Here is a 26,338-nt window from a genome sequence, read left to right as displayed (position 1 = left end):
ACTTCTTCGCCTTCAGCCCTATCGCCGCCAGCCGGCGGATGGCTTCGGGGCGGCCGAGAAGGTCCTTTGCTGACCGCGCCTTGAAAATTAGTGGATTCTTAGGTCAAGACATTGCCGGACCCAGTAGCCGTTCACATGGATCGATTGGCACGGACTGGGATATGGCTCTTTGATGATTGGCCACCCGTGAATATCGATGTTCGTCGGGGCCGTGACGCCGCGCCAAAAGACAGCGTGGGCGGTCGGGGGATTGAAGACGGCGACGAATGACGCGACTGCAAGGCAGATCAAAAGAAGTTTGCGCATAATCTTTGTCCTGATCCGATGCGCGTAAGCTTACGCCCTTGATCGTGCATCGAGCAACTAGAGCAATGCGGTGCCGGCATCGAAAGTGCAGAACTTGAACGATCCATCATCGGCGACGCTTGGCCGAGCGCGTTGGCTGAGCGACAGAGCGCGTTCCCGGCTGCGCAACGAGGTCGTCCGTCAGCCTCTGCTTTAGCTCTTCGGCCTGTTCTTTCGTCAACCTCTCGCCGAAGCGACCATCTTTTCCCAACTGCGCTGGCCTCTTGAGCTCGCGGTCGTAGACCATCCAGTCAACGGTTCCCTTCCGAACGATGAACCTAGGGCCTGGCGGCGGTGTGTTGTTGGCCAACGATAGCCTCCCGCTTTGGCCGCTGGTTTCAAATTTACACACCAGGCGGCAGTTTATTCTTGAACTGGGACACCGAAAGTCCCAGCACCGTCTAAACTGCAACGTCTATGCCGGTTGGTACCTCGCCGCGCTTCAGCCGTGATCTGTTCGGACCTCCAGCGCGCTCAAATCTAGAGCGATGCAAAAATCCGCCGCGGCTTTCTTGCTCTCGCCACTGGCGCGCCTCGAAGTGGCTCAAATTTTGGAGCATCGCCCGTCTCCGAAGCCTCCTGCTGCTAGGGAACTTAGATACTGCAAGTTTTGCTATTGGTTTGCTTACCACCGCTCGCGGCCCTTGCAGTTGCGGTATATGCCAGTGCGATGATCGTCCGACCAAGGCATGAGAGAGAGCATCGAAATTCAGTTTTCGCCGCCGCGGAGAACCGAGGAAGGGACGAGTAAACATCTGGACTTGGGGATAGAAGGCCATAGGGTGTTAAAGCGAGGGGATCGCGTTAAGCTCACCGACGCTATTGCCGAAACGATGATGCGGGGGACGGCTCCGTGTCGCCGTAGACCTCGCATCGATTGGGCGGGGCGGGGGGTCCGCACGCGAGGCGAAAGCAAGCCTCTGCAGCCATAATTATACCCCGGGCGACTACGGGACGACGAAGGGGCACTTGCCGAATCATCGGAACCGCCCGAACCTGTGAGCGAAGTCAAACTCTGGGAGCGCGGCAGTGGGGTTTGCCGTTTGCTCTTTCTCTCCATCACAAGCTTCATTGCTAGAATTTCGATTGGCTGCCATGCGCGGACGGTCCCACGAACTCGGGCCGGACGATATCAGCATAGTCAGGGCCCTTAGCATTCGCGAGGGGGCGCGCTCAAATTGGATGGATGCCATGATCAACGGATTTTGCATCGGTGATCGCGTCAAACTCACCGATAGATACGCGAGTGTGCTGATGAATGAGGATCGCGGGCCGCCTAGATCAAGGGGCGTCGATTGGCGCGCTCGGCGCGGCGCGGTCGTCCGCCTCAACAGCAACGACGTATACATCGTGTGGGACGGCAGAGCTACTTTTGACGTCGTACCGTATAAGGCGGTTGAGAGAGACTCGGGCGCGACGGATAAGACGGCGGACGCAGCATAGAGATCGCGTTCGTTATGTGGCCTACTTTGAATCTGCGAGTGGCCTGTTTCGGCTAGTACCCTACGCAGCAAAGGATCAAGACGGCACCGGCGGCTATGAGCCAATGTCCGGGCTCCAGCGTCTTTCGGCTTGGGCGGGGCCGCCATCTCTCGACAGCGGGCCCCTAACCGTGCGGGTACGCAGGTCGAACATCTGACCATCCCACGCGGCTGCGCGAGACGTTCCTGGAATTGCTGCCGCGCGACAACGGTTTTCCGAAATTTACGTAAGTAATGACGGTTAAGGCGTGAGATCTGCCGCCGCCGCGAACTGCCACGGGTAGGCGGTTAGATTTTCCACTTCTGGCGACCGACGATCAACGGCCTCCGCTACGGCGGCTGAGCTTAAACTTACTCTTCGCGTTCCAGAATTAACGCGCATCGCTGACGTCAAGCTTAACAAGGGAGTTAAGTTGCCGGTGATCGCGCGCCTTCTATTGTGCTCACAACCGATGGCCATCTTTCTTCTTTAGCTCGTTGCCGCGCGACGGCCATCGATTGCCGCAGCATAACTGTGGCGATCCCACCCAGCTTAGACCTCGCTGAGTACCACACCAGATGTGGCGAAATTTTCCTTACCGTACCAACGGGCGTGGCCAAATCATTCTGGTTGGGCTCACTCCAGACGAGGCTTTCGAATTTGAGTGGTTAGCCAATCAGATTCACAGAACTCCTGCTAACGAAATACGCCTTCGATCATTGGCTGTGAAGTGCGGTGTGGCGACCCATGCTGACCAAGAAGTATCTTAGGAGACCGATGCCTCTTGCCAGATTTCATACTGGGCTTTCAGAGCAAGGCCGATAGGAGGATTATCCAAGAACGCGTAACTACGGATTCCGCCGCCGAGGCGGTGCGTCGCTTGAAAGCGAAATACCCGGCGCCCGTGTTCAGCTTCGTGTTCATCACCCCGGCCCCCGGCGACAAGCCACCGTCGAAAGATGGTCGCTGACTGCACTGTCCTAAATTGCTGCGAGCGTCCAAATAGGGACTGCACCAGAACAGGGGGCTTTTTAGGTAGACCGGGGCCGCTCCTGCCGACTCGGCGGCAAGCCAGCAATCGAACAAGCGGCGGCTTGCTCCGCGATTCCTATCGAGGCGACAACAGACACATCCTAGCAAGGACGGCGTGACATTTTTTTCACATTCTAACCTGCCGCGAAGTTCTAGAGTTTTTGCGCGGGTCCGAGCGCCGCCAGGAAAGATCTCTATTCTGCTATTCGTCAGCAGCCACCTGCCGACGCCCCGCGTCTCCCGGTTAAGAGGTGCAAAATGCTGGCAACATATCGAACCCTTCGGTGGCTGGGTTTTTCACGCTTGGCGGCCTCGCGAACACTTCTGAAAATCTATAGCGTGACTTTCCAATCGCGAATGTTCTAACAATACGGGGCCGCTTCAGTTGGCGACCTCTTCATTTGGTTGGATGGCGTTCCGCCAAAACCAGGGCGTTCCGCGCGATTGACGACTTGAGCTTGTTGACGGCTCGGATCGCGATGCCAAGCGGGAACGGATTGCTCAGACGGAGTAAGGCCGCCTGCTACCCGTTTTTGCCCGGATGACCCGCGTTTGGAATGGATGCGCGGCAGGCAGCCCAACGGTATGCTCACGACCTAACGAGCCACTCTCAAAGAAGCTCACCCGAAGTCGCAACTAGGGCCGCCGCTGGCGGCCTTTTGCTTGGCCGGGTACGTATGCCCCTTGGCGGATCATCATCGCCAACCAGACTGGTTTGGTGGAGGCGAATCCCCTAACCACCGCCAATATGGCACGCCGTCCTTAGCAGTTTGCAGTGTCCCAATTTCAGATTGCGACTGTCCTTAGGACAGCACCCAATTTTCTGGGAAAAGTTGGCAATAACCACTTGGATGCCTAAAAACTGTAGTTCCCTAGTCTTGTGAGTCGGGGAACTGAGCCGTGGGTATTTTCTTACTGTCTCTCGCGGCGTGCGTTGTTGGGGTTCTGCTCTTCATTTGCATTCTGCCGATAGGTCCGACAACGGACGCAACAGTTGCTTTTAATCCTCATCCGAAGGCCGAAATTAAGAGTTTCGGCTGGTTGTTTTTGACTGTGCACCGCTGAGCGCGTTCACCTTCCCAGGACAGAGGTGAACGTGATTACGTGGCTGCTTGTAGTGCTCATCGCAGTCAGCGCAGCGATCTTGATCGCGCACGCGATCGACGCTCTGCGCTCATGAAAGGTCAGCCAACGCTCCGCGGTGATACCCCTTGATAGCAAGCCGCGAGTCGCCCCGCTCGAAGTCTGGCCGGACGTCGGCGCCGCGGCCACCGCAACCCTGGCAGATTAACCTTGGTTCGAGATCGGATAGCCGCAGCTCGTCCGGCCAACAATCGGCACTTAGCGCGATGTGATGGCCGCAGTGGCAGTAGACTAGGATGCCGCGCAAGCCCATCTCGCGCATCTCGCCGAACGTGATCTTGAGCGGCCGGCCGTCGGAGTGCGTTGGCGTGTGGCGTCGGACAGAGCGAGGCACGCCGCCATCGAAACGCGGCGCGAGCCAGAGTCAAATTGTCGATTACTGGTGGCTCGGAAGGCCATCGAGGCCCAGCGGGTAGGGGATGTGGAAAACCGTCGGCCTAGATCGGTTCGACCTTGAGCACGATTGCTTTGCACCCAATCCCAATCTGATCATCTGATCGGAGCTTTATTCACGAGCGCTTTTTAGGTGTGGACTTCTCGGCGGTTGGGGCATTCGGCTTTGGCGGGACATACCCGGCCTCGATTTCTGGGAAACCGCACCTCGACCAGCAGACCGACCTGCTGTCCAAGTTGATCCGCACGATGTCGCCGCGGCCGTTTTCAAGAAACGGTTGGAGCTGGGCCCGAGCAGCCCTTGTGGTCAAAAGCTACGGTTGTGAGGTCGCGAAGAAGACCGTTGCAATGACCGTAGTTTTTGCCGATCGGCTCAAAAAAATACATGTCAGATCAACGGTGTTGACAGGACACCCCTTCCGCCAGAACACCAGCAAAATCAAGTATTTAGATATAATCCGCCGACCCAGCGTCCAAACGAATGTACGATCGCAGTGCGGCTATCGGACATCGAGCCGGGCTTCATCTGCAATGGTCGCCAAGCCTCGCTTGATCTTATGAGCTTGTTCTTCGGTTAGATTGACCGCGAAATCCGTACCAAACATTGCCGGGCCCCTTCGTTGTCGATCGTAAACCATCCAGCCCTTCCCACCCTGACGAACCAAAAATCTCGATTGAAAAGTGTTGTCACTCATCGGAACAAAACTCCCAAAAGTACCCGGAAAAAGCACTGGGAACACCATGCACTCGACAGGCGATCGGCTCCTTAACCTGTGATACTGGCCACCAATTGGTTGCCAATGCCCAGGGACGAAAGATTTCAGCGCCACATGGTGGGCGGGTTCAGGGCTTTACAACCCGCCGCCCTCAACGCATCCGCTGAGAGTTGTCCCCGTGCCGCCGCCTCTAGGATTTTTGAGGCGACGTGCGTTCTCGCGCCGGTTTCGCTGACGGGGATATTTTCGCAAACTTCCTCAAGCACCGCTCTGAGGAGCGCAGTGGTTTCCATATCGAACATGCATCAACCCCACAAAATACTAAAAAATACTAAGAGGACGTGGACACCGCACGAGCGGAGTATGTTCGCTCGGCGGCGTCCCGAAATGCATTCCGGTCTGGGCGTTGAAATCCCAGCGCCCCAACCTGCCATTCCAATTTTGAGTTTTTATGACCCGTAAAAGTACCGTCCGCCGGTGAGACAGAACCACCTTGGGGTTGTTATTCAGCGGCTAGGAGCGTCGAGACCTGTGTTCCTGCCCGACGGCCGAATGAGAGCAAGTCGTCGCGAACAACATCGTTCGGCTGCATTGCCAACCCGGCCCCAGGCTCGGTTCAGGGACTCCCTGATTGTGGCTGGATGCAATGGTGGTGACCGCAGCCACCAGAACAACGGCTGCCAGGGCGAGCATTCGAGAGGCTGTCCAATTGAATTTCATGGCACGTCCTCCGATCGAGGCGAGCACGATACGCTTGGCTAAGGCCTCAAACTTGTGAACTACTTCACACGCCTTCTTCAACGCTCATCACACCCACGTGCGATGGACCCGCCAGCGTGAACCGGCGGGCCTATTTCGTCAGTCGTGATAGGCCGGGAAGCACGGCGCGGGAGCAAGCTTCAGCCGGCTAATCGTCGTGCCGGCCATGGCGAGGCGGAGGCTAAGCTTGAAGCATAGCCGGCCAATCAGGCGCATCAGGTCATCAGCTTTGCGCTAGTCCAGTCCCGGAAGCCAATTTGCTCCAGCATGCCGTCATGGTCCGCGATGCCAGCTCCGGCACGAAGGGGCGATGACGCGGGACATCCTGCGAGCGTCAATGACTGAGTAACCGTCTTTGTTAAGGCAAACGCGCGCTGGGACTCTGGGTTTCGTTAACGCCGCAGTGCGAATTGGCTTCTTATGGAAAGCCATCTTTGACAAATTACGGGTACGAACGCTGAGGTGCAACTCTCCGAGCACAAGTCTCGGGCAACACCCGAATCCGGTTCAACCTGAAGAGCCGTCGAGGCGCCTGGTTCGTAAGATCGCCTAGAGATCAGAGAGCAGCAGCGCCTACCATGCTAAATCGATATTTCTCCATCTACTTCGGTGCCCAGCTGATACCGGCGGTGATCGGCTTCCTCTCGATCACCGTGTTCACGCGATTGCTCAGCCCGCTCGAATACGGCGTCTATGTCGTCGGAATGAGCATCGCGGGAATCGCAGGGTCGGTGTTTTTCGCGTGGATACGATTGTCGGTCGTGCGCTATCAGGCCATATCCGCGGACATAGACTTTCGCGGAACCGCGTTGGTTGCCTTTGGTGCGACCGCGGTGTTGGTTTTTTGCGGCGTTCCGGCCGCGGTGCTGCTTCTTGGCCGAGACGTCGATGTCTACGTGCTATGCGGTAGCATTTTCGTTGCGCTCGGCGTCGGTGCGTTCGACATAACGCAGGAGTTCTGCCGCGCCAACCTGAAGCCGGTTCGTTATGCGGTCGTCGGCATTTCGCGCAGCGTGCTGGGCTTTGCGATCGGATGCCTTGCGATCGGGATCGGTTGGGGAGGGCTCGGGCTTCTTGGAGCGGTCGGACTGAGCTTTCTCGTCGGAGCGTTGGCGTCTGGCCTGGACGGTGGGACATGGCTCAACACCTATCGACGCGAACATTTGATCAAGTTCGCTCGCTACGGACTGCCGCTCTCCGTCGGTGGATTGTCGTTTGGGCTTTACAGCGTCAGCGACAGGCTGGTTGTGGCCTATCTGCTTGGCGAAGACGCTGCCGGGCATTACGGCGTGGCCACCGATCTTCCGCGCCAATTCATGGTGATGCTGGGATCGAGTGTGGCCGCGGCGACCTTTCCTATCGTCTTCCGCACGCTGTCTGAAGAAGGCATTGCTGCGACGCGCGCGCGATTGAACGAGAATGCCGAATTGCTGCTGGCCGTTGTGGTGCCGGTCGCTGTCTGGCTCTCATTCGCCGCGTCCCAGGTTGTGGGAACCCTGGTTGGGGCGGATTTCAGGGCAAGCATCCTGCCGCTGCTGCCCGTACTTGCGGTGGCACGGATGTTCGGGGTCATCAACCAGTTTTATGTCCAGATCAGCTTTCAATTATCCGAACGATCGGTGCTGCCGATTTTCCAGTCGGTCGTGACCCTGGCGCTCAGCATCGCGTTGATGTTCCCATTCGTTGCAAAATTCGGCTTGATGGGCGCGGCGTATGCCGCGCTGATGACCGAGGCCACGGGGCTGGTGCTCGGGATACTGCTGGCACGCCGCGCCTTTCGGCTTCCGCTCGAGCCGCGTCGGCTGGCCAGGGTCCTCGCTGCCGCGGTCGCGATGGGCACAGCGATCTACGCCGCAAGGATCGCGGTGGGCGGCACCGGCTTGCTGTCGCTGCTGATCGTCACGACAGCCGGGGGACTCGCTTATGCGGGCGCGGCCTGGTTGTTGAATGTCGTTCACGTGAGAACGGCGATGATGTCATGGCTTCGCCTGCGAACGGTGAGTTGATGGTGGTTTCCGGCGCGGCGCTGGCCAGAGAAGTTTTGCGCGGACGGCGATGACACGGAGACAGGTTCTGACGACGGCCGGCGCCGAGACGGTGCCCTGATAGTAAATGAGAGGATCGGCAGGGGATGCAAGCCACCGATTTGGCTAACGAGAGCGAATTCAGACGCGAGCTGTTCATGGCCGTGATCAAGCAGTTCACCGGCAAGGAGAGATAAAATGCAGGTGAGATCCGCGCTTCAGATCAATTTGCATCCGCTGGACGTGCGCCATGCGGTCCACACACTTCCGCATCAGCTCGACGTGTGGGGCGATCAGGTCGATCGTATCGTATTCACAGTTGACACTCGGCAGAGCAAGAGCGGCCGCTACAGTGGTAATACTTATGACGAGAGCCGTGGACGCCTATTTGCACTCCTGGAGGCAATCGCGCGGCAGTCACCGAAGGCGGAAATTGCCGAGGTTGACTATTCGCCGGCGGCGCTCGAGTCCGTACGGCAGCGCTATTTCTCGACGAGCCGCGCTTATCCGGAAAAAGCCTTCGATGGCGGACCGTTCCATGCCTATTTCTACGGTCTGCTGAAGGCGGACGCGGAATATGTGGTGCATATGGACAGCGACATGCTGTTCGGCGGCGGCAGCCAGGTCTGGCTGGAGGAGGCGATCGGCTGGCTGAGGACGACGCCGGACGCGCTGTTCGCCGGACCACTCCCTGGTCCGCCCCGCGCTGACGGCACACTCGGCGATTTGCATGGAGCGTTTCCGGGGTTGACCGGCATTCAACCACCCGAGCGGCTAGCCGCCGCCTATCCGGCTTACCGCTTTCGCAGCGTGAGCACGCGCATTTTCGTTCTTGATCAAAGCCGGTTCGATGCATCGATCGGGGCGCTGGACCTGGTGCGTCCAAATCTCCGACGCCGGCTCCGAGCAAGGTTGTTTCGCCAGTCGCCGCTGTCGATGCCCGCCGAGGAGATCATCACCGCAGCTATGATCCGCAAGGGACTTTCCCGAATCGACTTTCTCGGTTCAGGGGCCGGGATCTACTCGCTCCATCCACCGTATCGCACGGACGCATTCTATCAGGAATTGCCACACTTGATCGCACGCATCGTGGCCGGTGCGATACCGGAAGCCCAGCGGGGCGACTATGATGTCAATTCAAGCATGTTCGACTGGACGGAGGCGCTTCGGCAGAAGACCGCCGGTCGTCGCCTTGCCCGCGCCGCACGCGCGTTGCTGTCGAGTTAAGAATTACGGAATTACGGTGACAGTGCACCTAACTTCCACCGTCGAGCAGTGACCGATGCCTCAGTCGGCGGCCATTGTGATGAATTGAGTGCACTGTTACCGAAAATCCACGCCTGGATCAATATGGAATTCGAAGGCGCTGCCGAATTTAAGTTGCCAAGGCGGCATCCGGCGCCCGCGAGCCGAAGGGGGAGTGCTCACACAGGCGGAGATTTCGGAATAATAGCAGTATGCCACTGTTTTGCCCGACGCGTCAAATGGCTTTTGCGGGGATGCGCGAGGTGAGCGCGCAAGTCCTTGATTCGACACGCACGGCCTACTGTGCATGGGGTTGTTTTCGGGTTTTAGCGGGCGACATGCAGGGGGAGCGCCCCCGATGGGATCGGGAACCTTGGGTGGAACCTTTTCCTCACCGCCGCGTTATCCCATCATGACAGAAGATCTTTCCTTCCGACGCAAACCCCTGACTCCCGAACAGCGCCAGGCGCGCGATGCGGTGCGCCGCGTCGAGGCCGAGAAGGCCATGCGCGACCATGAGGCGGCGCAGAAGGCTTTCTATGAGAATCGCGAACGGCTGAAGGCTGAGCGGCTGGCCCGTGAGGCGGCTGCGGCCAAAGCCTGACGGCTGACAAGGACCTAATCGGTCAGGAATCTCCAACCTGTTTCGCCGCGCGCCTCCGGTTCGGGGCGCGCGGTTGTCGTTGCACCGCCAAGGTCGACCGGCGGCTTGACGACATTCGCCTTCGGTCGGATGATTCAAATCATTCCCGATTGACGAGAACCACGGAGACGTTCGCCCCCGGTCCGGATCCCATCAGCGCAACGCAAATGGAGCTGACCATGACCACGTTCGACAAGCGCGAGCAGGAAAGCGCGGAGTGAGGATTAGCCGAAGGCCAGGGCGACGAGGCTCGAGCAGAGCAGGACCAGACCGCCTGCGGTCAAAGCCAGAAAGCCGTCGGATACGAGGTCATGTTTGCGCATGGGATACCTGCTGCTCTCGTCCTCGATGCTCGATCGGATCGATTAAAATTATCCGAACGCGCCGTCATGAAGAGGTGATGCAATGTCGCCCGCGCGAGTGCCCTCAGGCCCTCGTGCGGTAGCCTTCAAACGCATGGGCCAGGAAGATCCCCGCGCTTACCAGACCCATCAGTGCCGAAACCGTCTCGATCATCGTTAAATTCCAATCCCGCCCCTGCACGCGAGAAAACGCGGGCGGGCTTGCACAGTCAAAAGAATTCCGGTGAAGCCGGCGACAATGGGGGTGGAGTGAGCTTTTGGCGCAACAGCTTGTGCAGGACTGGCACAGAGGAGGCGGTGCTGGAGCCCTCGCGCTCCGTAGATCAACGGAGAATGCCAACCGTCCTGTTTACCATCCCGGCGCGAACCCTGTGGACTCCCCATTTCCGCCGTGTTCCGGTTGCGTTATCGTTACCCTCTCTGAGACGGTGGTGGGCCGCCCCGGAGCTCAAGGTCCGGAAGGCACTCCCCGTAGGCAAGCGGGTTGGGTCCGCCTCCGGCGGAATGGTATTTGGGGCGAATGGGGATCCGACGGTCAGATTCGGTGGTGCGGGCCGCGCGTAGCGTTGCGGCGGTCGCCACCTGCCTCGCGCTCGCCAATTGCGCCTCGTCCAACAAGTTCGCCAGCCGGGTCGATCCCAAATACGGCGTGTCCTCGAGCCCGCGAGTCGTGGCTTGGGGCGATCCCGTCCCCAAGGGCGGCGGCACCTATCGCGTCGGCAAGCCCTATGTCGTGGCGGGCCGGACCTACGTGCCGGAGGAGGACGTCAACTACCGCGCCGAGGGCCTCGCGTCGTGGTACGGCGACGATTTCCATGGCCGCCAGACCGCCAATGGCGAAGTGTTCGACATGGCCTCGCTGACGGCGGCGCATCCAACGCTGCCGATGCCGTCCTATGCGCGGGTCACCAACCTGTCCAACGGCAAGTCACTGGTCGTTCGCGTCAATGATCGCGGGCCCTATCACGGCAACCGCCTCATCGACGTCTCGAACAAGGCCGCCGAACTGCTTGAATTCAAAGGCAATGGCGTCGCCAGGGTTCGCGTCGAATATGTCGGCCGCGCGCCGCTCGAAGGCTCCGACGACCGCCAGCTGATGGCGACCTTGCGCACCGGCGTTCCGGCGCCGTCGCCCTCGATGGTCCGGGTCGCCTCCGCGCGGCCGTTCGTGCCCGAGCTGTCGTCGAGCCGCGGCGCCATCCGCGGCGAAGTCCCGATGCCGGAGGGGCGGCCCTATAGCCTCGGCAACACGTCGGCCGACGTCGCCTCGCTCAACGCGACCTCGGAAATGTCGGCCTCGAGCCGCAGCCGGGGCCGCGCGCTCCAGAATGCTCGCCAGGTGTCCTATGACGAGGACGGCCGCTATGCCGCCGAGCGCGGTCCCGCAGCCTCCGATGACGGCGCAGCCGAAGCCCGCGGCATCCTGACCGGCCGTGGCCTGTACTAACTGCCATCTGCCGCTTCACGCAGGAATCTGACCAGCGCGGCGTTGACGTCGTCGGGGCGCTCCTGCTGCACCCAATGGCCGGCGCCCTCGATGATCAGTCGTCGCGTGAGATTGGGCAGCACGCGCTCCAGCTCGTTGACGCGCTTGGCTCCGATCAGGCCAGTGATGACGGCGTCTTTCGAACCGGCAATGAAGAGGGAGGGCTGGTGGATCTGCGCGTCCTGCCAGGGCGCGGTCAGCTCCCAATTGCGGTCGAGGTTGCGATACCAGTTCAGCCCGCCGCGGAATCCGGACTTGCGAAAGCTTTCGGTGAAATAAGCCAGATCGGCCTCGGTCAGCCATGCCGGCAGCGGCTCCTCGGCGCCGGCATGGCCGAGAAAGCCCTTGCCCTCCTGCACGAACATCGCGGCGCTCGGATCGGCAAGTCCACGTCCGCCGAGCACGGTGCGCATGGTGCTGGCGACGTCATGCTCGAACTCGCTCTCCGCAACACCAGGCGTCTGGAAATACTGCCAGTAGAAATTGGTGATGCCGCCCTGGCGCAACAGCTCGAGCGGCTTGCCGCGTCCGCGGAATGGCGGCGGCACGCTCAGGCCTGCAACGGCGGTAAAGATATCGGGGCGGAACAGCGCCGCATGCCAGGCGACCGGCGCACCCCAGTCGTGGCCAACCACCATCGCCTTGGTCGCGCCGAGCGCCTGGACCAGGCCGACGACGTCACCGACCGTGTCGAAGATCGAATAGGCGTTCACGTCAGACGGCGTCGCGCTCTGGCCGTAGCCGCGCATGTCAGGGGCCACGACGTGAAAGCCGGCAGCCGCGAGCGCGGGGATCTGGTGCCGCCAGGAATAGGATAATTCCGGCCAACCATGGCACAGCACCACCAGCGGTCCCTGGCCGGCCTCGCGGATGAAGAGGTCGATCCCATTGGCCTTGATCACGCGGGTGGTGCACATCGCTTTTCCGCCTTGTTTCAGGGGTTTGGTCAGGAAACATGAGGTGCCACGATAGGGACGCGACGAGAATCGTGCAATCTCGGGGCAGCATCGATCCTCGTGTTGTTCGCACCGGTTCCACCTGTTAGAACGCCGCTCTCAGGGCTTCGCCATGGCATTTCGTCTCATCTCGCTCTGTCATACCCGGTTCTCCGCCCGAGCACTGGCGCGCGGGCTGGTCGCGGCGGCGATCGCAGTCAGCCTCAGCTGGGGCGGGGTGCTCTACGCCGCCAACCAGAGCGTCCAGGGCGCCAAGAAGACCGAGGATGCCGGCTTCGATGGCGATGCCCCCACCGCGATCCTGATCGAGGCCTCCAGCGGCAGCGTGCTGTTCGAGAAGAACGCCGACGAGCTGCGCGCGCCCTCCAGCATGATGAAGCTCGTGACCGCGGAAGTCGTGTTCAACGCAATCAAGAAGGGCGACGTCAAGCTGACCGACGAATACCGGATCAGCGAGAACGCTTGGCGCAAGGGCGGCGCGCCCTCCGGCGGCTCGACCATGTTCGCGGCCATCAACAGCAAGGTCTCGGTCGACGACCTCCTGCATGGCGCGATCATCCAGAGCGGCAACGACGCCTGCATCGCGCTTGCCGAGGGCATCGCCGGCAACGAGCGGATCTTTGCATCCGATTTCATGACCAAGCGCGCCCGCGAGCTCGGCATGACCAAATCCACCTTCGCCAATTCCAACGGCTTGCCCGACCCCGGCAACAAGATGACGGTGCGCGAGCTCGGCATGCTCGCCCGGCACATCATCCTGGACTTCCCGGAATTCTACAAACTGTTCGGTGAGAAGGAATTCACCTGGAACAAGATCCGCCAGGCCAACCGCAATCCGCTGCTCAATTCGATGGAAGGCGCCGACGGCCTGAAGACCGGCTACACCAAGGAAGGCGGCTACGGCATGGTCGGCTCGGCCGTGCAGAACGGCACGCGATTGATCGTCGTCGTCAACGGGCTCGAGGACATCGAGGACCGCGCCACCGAAGCCAAGAAGATGCTGGAATGGGGCTTTCGCAATTTCGAGACCCGCACGCTGATCGCGGCCGACCAGCCCGTCGGCTACGCCAAGGTGTTTGGCGGCGAGAGCCGCTCGGTGAAGCTCGTTGCGAAAGAGCCGGTGAAGGTGATGGTGCACAAGAGCGGCGGCGACAAGCTGATCGCGCGTGTGATCTATAGCGGCCCGGTGCGCGCACCGGTCCAGGCCGGCCAGCAGGTCGGCGTGGTCAGGGTCTGGCGCAGCGGAAACATCGCGGTGGAGACGCCGGTCTATGCGGCCGAGGCGATCGGCACCGGCTCGACCGTGCGGCGCGCAATCGACGGCGCCAGCGAGCTCGTGATCGGCATGTTCCGCGCAGGCGCCGAGAAGCTCTGATCATGAGTGAGAGCACGGCACAGCGGCCATCCGGACGCGGACGCTTCATCACCTTTGAAGGCGGTGAGGGGACGGGCAAGTCGACCCAGATCAAGAAGCTCGCCGATCGCCTCGGTGCGGCGAGGCTCCGTACCCTCGTCACGCGCGAGCCCGGCGGATCGCCGGGCGCCGAGATCATGCGCCACCTGGTGCTGTCGGGGATGGGCAAGCTGCTCGGACCCGAGGCCGAGACGTTGCTGTTTGCCGCTGCGCGCGACGACCATGTCCGCACCGTGATCGAGCCTGCGCTCAAGCAGGGCGTTTGGGTCCTCTGCGACCGCTTCGCCGACTCGACGCGGGCCTATCAGGGTAGCCTCGGCAGCGTGCCCGCCGCGCTGATCAATGCCATGCAGCGGGTCACGATCGGCGATCTCAAGCCGGATCTCACCATCATCCTCGATTTGCCGGTCGAGATCGGCTTGGCACGCGCAGCGGCGCGGCGCGGCAGCGGCACGCCTGACAGGTTCGAGGGCGAGAAGCTTGCCTTCCACCAGGGCCTGCGCGAGGCCTATCGCAAGATCGCCGCGGACGATCCCGGCCGCTGCGTGCTGATCGACGCCGATTCCGATCCTGACACCGTCGCGGGACGCGTCTGGACCGCGCTGCGCGATCGTCTCCTGCCGACGCCCGCATCGGTGGTCTCGGCATGAGCCCGCGTCAGGTCGAGCGCGAATCCGCCATTCCGCATCCACGTGGGACAAGCCTTCTATTCGGCCATCGCGAGGCCGAGACCGCGCTGCTCACGGCCTACCGCAGCGGGCGCATCCCGCACGCCTGGCTGATCGGCGGGCCGCAGGGTATCGGAAAGGCGACGCTGGCCTATCGGATGGCGCGCTTCGTGCTCGCTCACGGCCAGCCGCTGGCGCCCGCCGTGCAGGGCGCCGAGGACCTCGCGATTGATCCCGGTGACGCCGTGGCGCGGCAGGTCGCGGCAAGCTCGCATGGCGGCTTGCTGACGCTGGAGCGCACCGCCAACGACCGTGGCGTGATGCGGACGGTCATCACAGTCGACGAGACGCGCGAGACCATCGCGTTCTTCGGCTCGACGGCGGCGGCCGAAGGCTGGCGCGTCTGCATCGTCGACACCGTCGATGAGCTCAATCCCAATGCGGCGAACGCGCTGTTGAAAATCCTCGAGGAACCGCCGCAGCAATCGCTGTTCCTGCTGGTGAGCCACGCGCCCGCGCGCGTGCTCGCCACGATCCAGTCGCGTTGCCGCAAGCTGCGCTTGCGGTCGCTCACGACCGACGAGGTGATCGCCGCAGCCGCCACGGCCGCCGATCTTGCTCCGACCGATCTGGCGCTACGCGAGGCCGCGGAGGCCTCTGAAGGCAGCGTTGCGCGGGCACTGAGCCTGCTCGGCGGCGATGCGCTAAAACTCCAGCAGCGCACGGCAGCGCTGCTGGCGCGATTGCCGCAGGTCGATCCGCGCGAATTGCACACGCTCGGCGAATCCCTTGGCACCAGCGACCGCGTCGCGCTTGCGGCCTTCATCGACGGCATCGATCGCTGGATCGCCGAACGCCTCCATTCCGACGAGGCCAATGCCAACCAGAACCTGCCGCGCCTTGCGCGCCTAGCTGAGGTATGGGAAAAGATCGTCCGCGCTGCGCGCGACACCGAAACCTACAATCTGGAGCGAAAGCCCTTGGTTTTCTCGGTGTTCGGCTGGCTGGCGGACGCAACGCGCTAGAGCATGATCCGGAAAAGTGCGCAGCGGTTTTCCGACAGGATCATGCTTAGAACGATAATCTAACGCAAATTCGTTTCCAGATTTCGAGAAGCCGGTAAAGGAATTCGTCGTGCCAACGCGAGCTAAGAAAACCTCCAAGGACAAGAGCGGCAAGAAGAAGGCCACGAAGAAGGCTGTGAGGGCGCTCGCGCGCAAAGCCGCCAAGAAAGGCGTCAAGAAAGGCACGAAGAAGGGCGCTGCGAAGACGGTCGAGAAGACCGGCAAGAAGGCTGCGAAGAAGCAGGTCGTCGCCAAGAAAGCCGCGACAAAGAAGGCCGCTGAAAAACCCGCCAAGGCTCCGGCAAAGAAGGCGGCCGAGAAGGCGAGGGTGACCGCGCCCGCGGTGATCGCCGCGCCGACTCCGGCCGCCGCGCCGCCGAAGGCCGTGAAACCCAAAGTGTCAAAACCCAAGGTGTCGCCTGCGCCGAAGCCGGTGGCTACCCCGAAGCCGGCTGCGCCCGTAGCGGCACCTGCGCGCGACAATGTTTTCTACATCACCACCGCCATCGCCTATCCCAACGGCGTTCCGCATATCGGTCACGCCTATGAGGCGATCGCGACCGACGTGCTGGCGCGCTTTGCGCGGCTCGACGGCAAGGACGTGTTCTTCCTGACAGGCACCGACGAGCACGGTCTGAAGATGATCCAGACCGCGCAGAACGAAGGCCTTACTCCGTCCGCACTGGCCGCCCGCAATGCGGCTCGCTTCAAGGAGATGGACGAGCGTCTGAACGTGTCGTTCGACCGATTCATCCGTACCACCGAAGAGCAGCACCATCGCTCCAGCCAGGAGATATGGCGGCGCATGGAAGCGAACGGCGACATCTATGCCGACACCTATTCTGGTTGGTACTCGGTGCGTGACGAGGCCTATTACGCGGAGGACGAAACGCGGCTGAACGACGACGGCGTGCGACTCGGTCCGCAGGGCACGCCGGTCGAGTGGGTCGAGGAGAAGAGCTACTTTTTCCGCCTGTCTGATTATCAGGACAAGCTGCTGAAGCTCTACGAGGAGCACCCTGATTTCATTGGCCCAGACTCGCGTCGCAACGAGGTGGTGAGCTTCGTCAAGGGCGGCCTGCGCGATCTCTCGATCTCGCGCACCACGTTCGACTGGGGCGTCAAGGTGCCCGGCGACGAAGAGCACGTGATGTATGTCTGGGTCGACGCGCTGACCAACTACATCACCGGCGTCGGCTTCCCCGACGAGAGCGACAAGAACTGGCGCTATTGGCCGGCCGACGTGCACATCATCGGCAAGGACATCATTCGCTTCCACGCGGTGTATTGGCCCGCGTTCCTGATGTCGGCCGGCATTCCCGTGCAGAAGCGGGTCTATGCCCACGGCTTCCTGTTCAACAGGGGCGAGAAGATGTCGAAGTCGGTCGGCAACGTCGTCGACCCCTTCAATCTCGCCGACCAGTATGGCGTCGACCAAATGCGCTATTTCTTCATGCGCGAGGTGCCGTTCGGCCAGGACGGCAACTACAACCATGAAGCTATCGTCGCGCGCATCAATGCCGATCTCGCCAACGATCTCGGTAATCTTGCGCAGCGTTCGCTGTCGATGATCGCCAAGCAACTCGGCGGCGTGCTGCCGGAGCCCGGCGAGTTCAGCGACAGCGACAAGGCGATTTTAGCGATGGCCGACGGCATGATTGCCGCGTCGCGCGAGGCGATGGCGACGCAGCAGATCCATCACTGGCTCAATACCGTGTGGGCCGTGGTCGCGGAGGCCAACCGCTATTTCGCGGGCGAGGCGCCGTGGGCGCTCGCCAAGACCGATCCTGTCAGGCAGAAGACGGTGCTCTACGTCACCGCCGAAGTCGTGCGCCAGATCGCGATCCTGGCTCAGCCAGCGATGCCGACCGCATCCAGCTTGCTGCTCGACAGCCTAGGTATCCCCGCGGGCGAGCGCAATTTTGCCATGCTTGGCGGCGTCAGGCGGATCGCGCCTGGTTCGACGCTACCGGCACCGACGCCGGCGTTCCCGCGCTACATCGAGCCGGCGGCCTGAGGCGCATGTAACGATGCTGGTCGACAGTCACTGTCATCTGGATTTTCCGGACTTTGCGCAGGATCTCGACGGGATCGTGTCGCGTGCGCGCGCGGCCGGGATCGGTCGCATGATCACAATCTCGACGCGGGTGCGAAAGCTCGATCAGCTTCTCGCCATCGCCGGGCGTTACGACGACGTCTATTGCTCGGTCGGCACTCACCCGCATAATGCGGACGAGGAAGACGGCATTTCGTCGGACGAGCTGATCGCGCTGACGCAGCATCCGAAGGTGGTCGCGCTCGGCGAAGCCGGGCTCGACTATTTCTACGACGACGGCTCGCCGGAGGCGCAGGCGAGGGGCTTTCGTGCCCACATCGCCGCTGCCCGCGCCACCGGCTTGCCGCTGGTGATCCATACCCGCGAGGCGGACGAGGATTGCGCGCGCATCCTGGAGGAGGAGGCGGCACGCGGATCGTTTCGAGCCGTGCTGCATTGTTACACCGGCGGGCGCGAGCTGGCGTTGAAGGCGGTGTCGCTCGGGCTCTATATTGGCTTCACGGGCATCCTGACCTTCAAGAAGTCGGATGCCTTGCGCGCGCTCGCGGCCGAACTGCCGTCTGACCGTATTCTGGTTGAAACAGATTCGCCTTACCTTGCGCCGGGCAAGTTCCGGGGCAAGCGCAACGAGCCGGCCTATGTGGTCGAGGTCGCCAAGGTGCTCGCCGAAACACGCGGCGTGTCGCTCGAAGAGATCTCACGCCAGACCAGCGAAAACTTCTTCCGCCTGTTCTCCAAGGTGAAAGCTTGAGGTTCTGAGCCGCATGACGCTGACGCTGACGATCCTGGGCTGCGGCTCCTCCGCCGGCGTGCCGCGCCCGGCGCTGGGCTGGGGCGCCTGCGACCCCAAGAATCCAAAAAACCGCCGCCGGCGCTGCTCGCTGCTGGTCGAACAGACATCACACCACGGCACCACGCGTATCGTGATCGACACCTCGCCGGACCTGCGCGAGCAGCTGATCGATACCAATGTCGACCACATCGATGCCGTGTTTCTGACGCATGAGCATGCCGACCAGACTCACGGGATGGACGACCTGCGCTCGGTCGTGATCCACATGCGCAAGCGCATTCCGGTCTATTTCAACCAGTCGACCGCCAAGGACATCATGGCGCGGTTCTCCTATTGCTTCATCTCGCCGGAGGGCAGCGACTACCCGCCGATCCTCAACAGGCATTCGATCGAGGCCGGCCATAGCCAGACTATTGGCGGCAAGGGCGGGGAGGTGACGATGACCGCGTTCCTGGTCCAGCACGGCCAGATCCCGGCGCTCGGCTATCGCATCGGCAACGCCGCCTACACGCCCGACCTCAACGACATCCCGCCGGAGAGTTTTGGCGCCCTAGAAAACCTCGATCTCTGGATCGTCGATGGCCTGCGCTACACCGGCCATCCCAGCCATTTCAGCATCAACGACGCGCTGTCCTGGATCGAGCGCTTCAAGCCGAAGCGTGCCGTCATCACCAACATGACGGCGGACGTCGATTACGAGGTGATCCGGCAGAAGCTGCCCGCGGGCGTGGTGCCGGCCTATGACGGCATGCGGCTCGATACGGTGTAAAATACCCGGGGGGCACCGACGCAGACCGGCATGGTCCTTGCCTGCATGGTCGCGATCGTGTTGGTCTAACGTCTCAAAGACAGCCGTGGAACGGCAGCGATAATCAGCCAGCACCAACTGGCTCAGAAGTCGTGTGGTCCGGTTGAGCTGTGGCGCGTGAGGATGGGGGCCGCATTGGCGGAGCATGACGATGATGTGGCGGCGCCGGGATTGCTCCGGCGCGCTCTCGACCTTCTCTACCTCGGCGCGGGCTACGCAGCCGGCGCCTTCCTGGTTGCGATCTTCGCGATCATGATGGTCATGTCGGTCGGCCGGCAATTTGCCATCAACATTCCGGCAGGCGATGATTTCGCGTCCTGGTGCATGGCCGCGATGGCCTTCCTCGGCCTCGCTCACACATTCAAGCGTGGTGAGATGATCCGCGTCGGTCTGCTGCTCGAGCGCCTGCATGGGCGAGCTCGGCAGTATGCCGAGATCGTGGCGCTCGGGATTGCGACAGCCTTCATTCTCTACTTCAGCCGATATGCGGCGCAGATGGCTTACGATTCCTGGCGTTTCAACGACGTTGCACAAGGCGTCGTCGCCGTTCCGCTCTGGATTCCGCAACTGGGTTTTGCCGGCGGCCTCGTGATCCTGGGGATCGCGGTCATCGATGAAATGGTCAATGTCCTGCGCGGTCGTCGGCCAAGCTACGAGAAGGGATCGCCGGAAGAAACGCCGGACGAATTCATCGAGCGCATCTCGCAGGGCGGCGGGGGCTGACGATGGCCAGTCTCGGCATGATCGAACTGTCGTTCATTCTGCTCGGCGTCATGATCCTGCTGCTGGCGAGCGGCGTATGGATCGCGGTCTCGCTTGGGCTCGTCGGCTTCGTGGCGATGGCGCTGACCACGAGCCTGCCCCTTGGGAGCGTACTCGCGACCACGACCTGGAGCGCGAGTGCGTCGTGGACGCTGGCGGCATTGCCGCTGTTCATCTGGATGGGAGAAATCCTCTTTCGCACCAGATTGTCGGAAGAGATGTTCCGCGGCCTGTCGCCCTGGGTGCAATGGTTGCCCGGACGGCTGACCCATGTGAACGTCATCGGCTGCGGCATCTTTGCGGCGGTGTCGGGCTCGTCGGCTGCGACTTGTGCGACCATCGGCAAGATCGCATTGCCCGAACTCGACAAGCGCGGCTACGACAAGGGCCTCAGCCTCGGTTCACTGGCGGGATCCGGCACGCTCGGCCTGCTGATTCCACCGTCCATTCCGATGGTGGTTTACGCGGTCACGGCGAATGTTTCCGTGCTCCAGGTGTTCCTTGGCGGCTTCCTGCCGGGTGTGCTCGTGATGGTACTTTATTCCGGCTACATCATCATCTGGTCGCTGCTGAACCCTGCGAAAGTCCCGCCGCGCGACCCGCCGATGCCGTTCCGGCAGAAGCTGCGCGAGTCCGCCAAGCTCGCACCGTGCATGCTGCTGATCCTTGCGGTCTTCCTCTCACTGGTGCTCGGGTTTGCGACCGCTACCGAATGCGCCGCATGGGGCGTCGCCGGCGCGCTGATCCTGGCGTGGTGGAGCGGCACGCTTTCGCGCAAGCACTTCCTCGAAAGCATCATGAGCGCGACGCGGCTGACCTGCATGATCATGCTGATCCTGGCCGGCGCCGCCTACACCACAGCCGCGATGGCCTACACCGGTATTCCCGCGGCGCTCGCCAGCTGGGTTCAGGGACAGCAACTCACGCCAGGCATGCTCGCGCTCTATTTGAGCATCATGTACATCATCCTTGGATGCCTGATCGATGGCATCTCGATGATCGTGCTGACCGCGGTGATCGTGTTGCCGATGGTGAAGCAGGCCGGGCTCGATCTCGTCTGGTTCGGCGTCTACCTTATCATCCACGTCGAAATGGCGCAGATCACGCCACCGGTCGGTTTTAACCTGTTCGTGCTGCAGAACATGAGCGGTCGCGACACGTTGACGGTCGCCCGTGCCGCGTTCCCGTTCTTTGTGCTGCTGTTGGCCGCAGTTTTCATCATCACTCAATATCCGCAAATCGTTCTGGTTCTACCCAAGCTCGCTTTCCCCGACTGATCGCGCCGGGTATTCCACCTTACCGTGAGGAGAAGTTCGATGACGTCTCGTTTGCTGTTCTCAGGACTGATCGCCGGCGCGCTGCTGGCCGCCACGCCGGCCCTGGCCCAGACCAAATGGAATTTGCCAGCCGCATATCCCATCGACAACCCGCACTCGGAGAATCTGGTCGCCTTCGCCAAGGACGTCGAAGCTGCGACTTCCGGCAAGCTCGTGATCACGGTTCATCCGAATGCCTCGCTGTTCAAGGCGCCAGACATCAAACGTGCAGTCGTCACCGGGCAGGCGCAAATTGGCGAATTGCTGCTGTCGATCCACGAAAACGAAGATCCGGTGTTCGGGATCGATGTCGTGCCGTTCCTTGCGACCAGCTTTCCTCAGTCAATGAAACTGTACCAGGCGTCAAAGCCCCTCATTGAGAAGAAGCTGGATGCACAAGGTCTCAAGCTCTTGTTCGCCGTGCCGTGGGGGCCGCAGGGCGTCTACGTCAACAAGCCACTTGCCTCTATTGAGGACATGAAGGGTCTGAAATGGCGCGCCTACAATGTCGGAACCGCGCGTATCGGTGACTTGGTCGGCGCCCAATCGGTGACGATCCAGGCTGCCGAACTGCCGCAGGCGCTCGCCACCGGCGTTGTGAATTCGTTCATGTCCTCGGGCGGCACGGGCTACGATTCAAAGGCCTGGGAGTCGCTGAAATACTTCTATGACGTGCAGGCCTGGATCCCGAAGGACTATACTTTCGTGAACAAGGCCGCGTTCGAGGCGCTCGACAAGCCGACCCAGGAGGCCATCCTCAAGGCCGCTGCCACGGCCGAAACCCGCGGCTGGAAGGCCTGGGAGGAAAAGGCCAATTGGTACATCGATCAGCTTAAGGCAAAGGGCATGACGGTCGAACCACCGAGCCCGGCGCTGAAAGCCGGCTTCGAGAAAATAGGTCAGCAGCTTACCGCTGACTGGCTCAAAAAGGCCGGTGCGGACGGTCAGGCGGTGATTGACGCCTACAAGAAGATGTAACGGGAAGATCGCGGCACGAATGGGTGAGGGCGCGCGAGCAGCGCCGGGCAGCCAGAGTCCTGCCGTCAATAGCGGCAGCGTCAGACGCGCACGCACGTCTGTGCTCACGATACGAACCGCATGAAGCGCCCCAACCGTGCCGGTCGCCGGCCGCGCTGCCTGCGCGGCGAATCAGGTGGAAGGAGCGAATCCGACGGGAGAGAAACGTAAATGCGTCTCTAACGTTTTCCAATCTTTTCCTGTGATGTCTTGATGTCGTCGAACGTACACAATCGTTTCACGACGACGCGCGATCGTAACGGCCCGTGTTTCCAAGTGTGTCTGAAACTGGAACGCACTCAGGCTGTAATCGCCTTGGCCGAGCCGACCTCGTTGCGCAGCAGGAATTTCTGGATCTTCCCCGTCGACGTCTTCGGGATCGGTCCGAACACCACGGCCTTAGGCGTCTTGAAGTCGCTCATATGCGTGCGGCAGAAGGCGATGATGTCGGCCTCGCTCGCGCTCGCGCCGACCTTCAGCTCGACAAAGGCGCAGGGCACTTCGCCCCATTTCGGATCGGGCTTTGCGACCACGGCCGCGAACAGCACGGCCGGGTGCTTGTAGAGGATGTCCTCGACCTCCACGGACGAGATGTTCTCGCCGCCGGAGATGATGATGTCCTTGGAGCGATCCTTGATGGTGACGTAGCCGTGCTCGTCGAGCACGCCGAGATCGCCGGTGTGAAACCAGCCGCCCTCGAAGGCTTCCTTCGTCGCCTTCTCGTTCTTGAGGTAACCTTTCATCACGATGTTGCCGCGGAACATGACCTCGCCGATGGTCTCGCCGTCGCGCGGCACTTGCCTCATGGTTTGCGGATCGATGACGGTGACGCCTTCCTCAAGCGGGTAGGGCACGCCCTGCCGGCGCTTCATGCGAGCGCGCTCGGACGCCGGAAGCTCGTCCCAGCCGGGCTGCTCGGCGCAGACGGAGGCGGGGCCGTAGACCTCGGTCAGGCCATAGACGTGCGTCAACTTGATGCCGATGTTTTCGGCGCCTTCGAGCACGGCGACCGGCGGCGCAGCGCCTGCGATCAGGCCGACGACGCGGCGGGCGGCGTTACCGGTTGACGTTTCTTTGGGCGCATCGGGCGCATTGATCAACGTGTTGTAGACGATCGGCGCGCCGCACATGTGGGTGACGCCGTGCTGCTTGATCAGCTCGAAGATTTTGGTCGGCTCGACCTTGCGCAGGCAGACGTTGATTCCGGCGGCGGCCGCGATGGTCCAGGGGAAGCACCAGCCGTTGCAATGGAACATCGGCAACGTCCAGAGATAGACCGGGTGCTGGCCGAGATTGCCGGCAAGGATGTTGCTGACGGCATTCAGATAGGCGCCGCGATGATGGGTGACGACGCCCTTGGGATTGCCCGTGGTGCCCGAGGTGTAGCTCAGCGCAATCGCGTCCCACTCATCCTGCGGCGGGATCGCCGCAAAGTTCGGATCGCCTTGCGCGACGGCGGCTTCATATTCGATCTCGCCGATGCGCTTGCCGCCTTTGAAAGCGGCATCGTCGACGTCGATCACGAACGGCTTTGGCCCGCTCATCTGCGCCAGCGCATCGGTGATCACGCCGGAAAATTCGGGATCGACCAGAATGATTTTTGCGCCGCCATGGTCGAGCTGAAACGCAATCGAGGGCGCATCGAGGCGGATGTTGAGCGCGTTGAGCACGGCACCCGTCATGGGCACCGCGAAGTGCGCCTCGTTCATCGCGGGAATGTTCGGCAGCATCGTAGCGACAGTGTCGCCGACGCCGATGCCCTTGCTGGCGAGCCAGGACGCAAAGCGCTTGCAGCGCTCATGCGTCTCAGCCCACGTGAAGCTGCGGCCTTCGTAGACCGTGCTGACGTGATCGAGATAGACGGCGGCGCTGCGCGCGAGGAAGCTCAGCGGCGACAGCGGCACGTAATTGGCGGGGGTCTTGTCGAGGCCGATATTGTACTGGTTCTGCCGGTCACTCATCGACACCCTCCTTGACGCCGCGCCTTACAGGAATCCGATCGATATCCAGGGGAAGACCGCGACGATGATCAATCCCACCAGCAGCGCCAGCAGATAGCCCCAGATCGGCCTGATGCCCTCGGCCGGATCGACGCGTCCGATGGCGCAGGCGGCATAATAGCCGACGCCGAACGGCGGGGCGAATAGCCCGATACCCATCGCCAGAATGATCACCATGGCGTAGTGCACTTCATGCACGCCGACGGCGCGGGCAATCGGAAACAGCAGCGGCCCGAACAGCACAATCGCAGGGATGCCCTCCAGCACGCTGCCGAGGATGGTGAAGGCCAGGATGGACACGGCGATGAAGGTTGCAGGTCCGCCGGGCAATCCGGTCATAGCGGATGCCAGCGAGCGCGAGAAGCCGGACTGGGTCAGGCCCCAGGCCATGCCGGTGGCCGTGCCGATGATCAGCAGGATCGCGCCCGACAGCGCCGCGGTCTCGACCAGCATCGGGAATAGCCGCCGCCAGTCGAAATGGCGGTAGACGATCAGGCCGACGAGGGCGCCATAGACAATGCCGATAGTGGAGACTTCGGTGGCGGTCGCAATGCCTTCGACCACAGCGTAACGGATCACGAAGGGCAGCGCGAGCGCGGGTAGGGCGACGACGAAGGTTTTGCCGATCTCGGACGCAGTGGCGCGGCGGACATGGCTCATGTCCTCGTGGCGGTAGCGCCACCACACCAGCATGCAGAGCGTGACCGCGAGCACGACGCCGGGCAGCAGGCCGCCGGTGAACAGCGCCGCGATCGAGACGCCGGTGACTGAGCCGATCGTGATCAGCACGAGGCTCGGCGGAATGGTTTCGGTCTGCGCGCCGGTTGCCGCAAGCAGCGCGACGAGATCGCCGGGCTTGGCGCCGCGCTGCTTCATCTCCGGGAACAGCACGGGCGCGACAGCGGCCATGTCGGCGGCCTTGGCGCCGGAAATGCCGGAGACCAGATACATGGCGCCGACCAGAACGTAATGCAGGCCGCCGCGGACATGGCCGAGCAGGCTCGCCAGGAATGCCACCATGGCCCGCGCCATGCCGGTCATTTCGATCAGCAGCCCCAGGAACACGAACAGCGGCACCGAGAGCAGGATGAGATGGCTCATGCCCTCGTCCATCCGCCCGACCAGCACCATGACGGGCGTGCGCGTGGTCAGCGCCAGATAGCCGAAGATCGCAAGGCCAAAGCCGAACGCAATGGGAATGCCGGCGAAGACGCAGAAGCCGGCGACGCCGACGAAGAAGATGACGAGGTTGAGATTGCCGAGCGGCCGCAGGTAAGGCTGCGCCAGCCAGAACAGGCCGACGACGACGACAACGGCGATCGCGGCCGTCAGCACCATCCGGTAATCAGCGGTGCGTAGCAGCCGCAGCAGTCCAAACAACGCCATCAGGCAGATGCCGATCGGCAGTGCCGCGGCGCGCCACATGTTGGAGATCTGGAGCGCGGGCGTGGTGATGAAGCTCTCTTCGTAGGCGTAGTCGTAGGCCGGCCAGATGATCATCGCGAGGAACGCCAGCGCGGCAGAGACCGCCACGAGATCGAGCCAGGCTCGCATCGCGGGTCGTGCGCTCGCAACGATCGCGGTCATGCGCATGTGCTCGGAACGGCGGAATGCCACCGCCGCGCCGAGCATGGCCAGCCACAGGAACAGAATCGAGGCCAGCTCGTCCGACCAGATCAGCGGCCGGTGCACGACGTAGCGCGCGACCACGCCGGCAAACAGGATCACGATCTCGGCGACGACCAGGATCGCCGCGGGGATCTCGACGGCGAGGCCGAGAATGCGCTCCAGCGAGGCCAGCCATGAAGGTCGGCGAGGGGACTGAACAGCCGCCTCGCCCACTATTTCGATCACCTGAACCTCGACATGAGCCAT

Annotated in this window: 19 protein-coding genes; 14 read left to right on the top strand and 5 right to left on the bottom strand. The window is 61.9% G+C overall.

What is annotated here, in order from left to right; genetic code table 11:
• The first annotated feature begins 2,590 nt into the window (after nucleotides 1-2,590).
• Nucleotides 2,591-2,776 carry a hypothetical protein gene (locus ACP2YP_RS20160; RefSeq protein WP_426418119.1) on the top strand — a complete coding sequence of 62 codons (186 nt, stop codon included), beginning with the start codon at nucleotides 2,591-2,593 and terminating at the stop codon, nucleotides 2,774-2,776.
• 2,098 nt (nucleotides 2,777-4,874) lie between these two features.
• Here ACP2YP_RS20160 and ACP2YP_RS20155 read toward each other — a convergent pair.
• Both ACP2YP_RS20155 and ACP2YP_RS20150 read right to left on the bottom strand, forming a co-directional pair.
• Nucleotides 4,875-5,069: a hypothetical protein gene (locus ACP2YP_RS20155; protein WP_426418118.1), complete on the bottom strand. Its 195-nt coding sequence runs from the start codon at nucleotides 5,067-5,069 to the stop codon at nucleotides 4,875-4,877.
• Between the two features lie 125 nt (nucleotides 5,070-5,194).
• The gene (locus ACP2YP_RS20150) at nucleotides 5,195-5,392 is read right to left on the bottom strand and encodes a hypothetical protein (RefSeq protein WP_426418117.1); all 198 of its coding nucleotides are present in this window, start codon (nucleotides 5,390-5,392) and stop codon (nucleotides 5,195-5,197) included.
• 1,086 nt (nucleotides 5,393-6,478) lie between these two features.
• Here ACP2YP_RS20150 and ACP2YP_RS20145 point away from each other — a divergent pair.
• From ACP2YP_RS20145 to ACP2YP_RS20130, 4 genes are all read left to right on the top strand, one after another.
• Nucleotides 6,479-7,855: a lipopolysaccharide biosynthesis protein gene (locus tag ACP2YP_RS20145; protein WP_426418116.1), complete on the top strand. Its 1,377-nt coding sequence runs from the start codon at nucleotides 6,479-6,481 to the stop codon at nucleotides 7,853-7,855.
• Nucleotides 7,856-8,071: 216 nt separating this feature from the next.
• Nucleotides 8,072-9,100, top strand: coding sequence for a glycosyltransferase family A protein (locus tag ACP2YP_RS20140; protein WP_426418115.1), 1,029 nt, complete (start codon nucleotides 8,072-8,074; stop codon nucleotides 9,098-9,100).
• A 430-nt stretch (nucleotides 9,101-9,530) separates the two neighbouring features.
• The gene (locus ACP2YP_RS20135; protein WP_426426208.1) at nucleotides 9,531-9,722 is read left to right on the top strand and encodes a hypothetical protein; all 192 of its coding nucleotides are present in this window, start codon (nucleotides 9,531-9,533) and stop codon (nucleotides 9,720-9,722) included.
• A gap of 921 nt (nucleotides 9,723-10,643) precedes the next feature.
• Entirely contained in the window at nucleotides 10,644-11,570 is a 927-nt protein-coding gene (locus tag ACP2YP_RS20130) for a septal ring lytic transglycosylase RlpA family protein (RefSeq protein ID WP_426418114.1), read from the top strand.
• Here ACP2YP_RS20130 and ACP2YP_RS20125 read toward each other — a convergent pair.
• The gene (locus tag ACP2YP_RS20125; RefSeq protein WP_426418113.1) at nucleotides 11,567-12,526 is read right to left on the bottom strand and encodes an alpha/beta fold hydrolase; all 960 of its coding nucleotides are present in this window, start codon (nucleotides 12,524-12,526) and stop codon (nucleotides 11,567-11,569) included. The genes ACP2YP_RS20130 and ACP2YP_RS20125 overlap by 4 nt on opposite strands.
• Before the next feature lie 151 nt (nucleotides 12,527-12,677).
• On the opposite strand from ACP2YP_RS20125, the gene ACP2YP_RS20120 reads away from it, so the two are divergent.
• From ACP2YP_RS20120 to ACP2YP_RS20080, 9 genes are all read left to right on the top strand, one after another.
• Entirely contained in the window at nucleotides 12,678-13,940 is a 1,263-nt protein-coding gene (locus ACP2YP_RS20120) for a D-alanyl-D-alanine carboxypeptidase family protein (protein WP_426418112.1), read from the top strand.
• 2 nt (nucleotides 13,941-13,942) lie between these two features.
• Nucleotides 13,943-14,629 (top strand): dTMP kinase, encoded by a 687-nt coding sequence (gene tmk, locus ACP2YP_RS20115; protein WP_426418111.1) that lies wholly within the window; start codon nucleotides 13,943-13,945, stop codon nucleotides 14,627-14,629.
• On the top strand, nucleotides 14,626-15,672 hold the full coding sequence (locus ACP2YP_RS20110) for a DNA polymerase III subunit delta' (RefSeq protein WP_426418110.1): 1,047 nt from the start codon (nucleotides 14,626-14,628) through the stop codon (nucleotides 15,670-15,672). Before tmk ends, ACP2YP_RS20110 begins: the two co-directional genes overlap by 4 nt.
• A gap of 109 nt (nucleotides 15,673-15,781) precedes the next feature.
• The gene (gene metG, locus ACP2YP_RS20105; RefSeq protein WP_426418109.1) at nucleotides 15,782-17,728 is read left to right on the top strand and encodes a methionine--tRNA ligase; all 1,947 of its coding nucleotides are present in this window, start codon (nucleotides 15,782-15,784) and stop codon (nucleotides 17,726-17,728) included.
• A 13-nt stretch (nucleotides 17,729-17,741) separates the two neighbouring features.
• Complete coding sequence (locus ACP2YP_RS20100; RefSeq protein WP_426418108.1) at nucleotides 17,742-18,518, top strand: TatD family hydrolase; 777 nt, start codon at nucleotides 17,742-17,744, stop codon at nucleotides 18,516-18,518.
• A 13-nt stretch (nucleotides 18,519-18,531) separates the two neighbouring features.
• On the top strand, nucleotides 18,532-19,329 hold the full coding sequence (locus ACP2YP_RS20095; RefSeq protein WP_426418107.1) for an MBL fold metallo-hydrolase: 798 nt from the start codon (nucleotides 18,532-18,534) through the stop codon (nucleotides 19,327-19,329).
• Between the two features lie 162 nt (nucleotides 19,330-19,491).
• Entirely contained in the window at nucleotides 19,492-20,091 is a 600-nt protein-coding gene (locus ACP2YP_RS20090) for a TRAP transporter small permease (RefSeq protein WP_426418106.1), read from the top strand.
• Between the two features lie 2 nt (nucleotides 20,092-20,093).
• Nucleotides 20,094-21,407: a TRAP transporter large permease gene (locus tag ACP2YP_RS20085; RefSeq protein WP_426418105.1), complete on the top strand. Its 1,314-nt coding sequence runs from the start codon at nucleotides 20,094-20,096 to the stop codon at nucleotides 21,405-21,407.
• A gap of 39 nt (nucleotides 21,408-21,446) precedes the next feature.
• Nucleotides 21,447-22,424, top strand: coding sequence for a TRAP transporter substrate-binding protein (locus tag ACP2YP_RS20080; protein ID WP_426418104.1), 978 nt, complete (start codon nucleotides 21,447-21,449; stop codon nucleotides 22,422-22,424).
• 338 nt (nucleotides 22,425-22,762) lie between these two features.
• Here ACP2YP_RS20080 and ACP2YP_RS20075 read toward each other — a convergent pair whose 3' ends face one another.
• Together ACP2YP_RS20075 and ACP2YP_RS20070 are read right to left on the bottom strand one after the other, a co-directional pair.
• On the bottom strand, nucleotides 22,763-24,424 hold the full coding sequence (locus ACP2YP_RS20075; RefSeq protein ID WP_426418103.1) for an acyl-CoA synthetase: 1,662 nt from the start codon (nucleotides 24,422-24,424) through the stop codon (nucleotides 22,763-22,765).
• Nucleotides 24,425-24,448: 24 nt separating this feature from the next.
• Nucleotides 24,449-26,338, bottom strand: coding sequence for a TRAP transporter large permease subunit (locus ACP2YP_RS20070; protein ID WP_426418102.1), 1,890 nt, complete (start codon nucleotides 26,336-26,338; stop codon nucleotides 24,449-24,451).

The sequence above is a fragment of the Bradyrhizobium genosp. A genome, assembly GCF_049949275.1.
In the GTDB taxonomy this organism is placed as follows: Bacteria; Pseudomonadota; Alphaproteobacteria; order Rhizobiales; family Xanthobacteraceae; genus Bradyrhizobium.
Note: the sequence above shows the minus strand (reverse complement) of the source record. Positions and strands in the feature narration are given on the sequence as shown.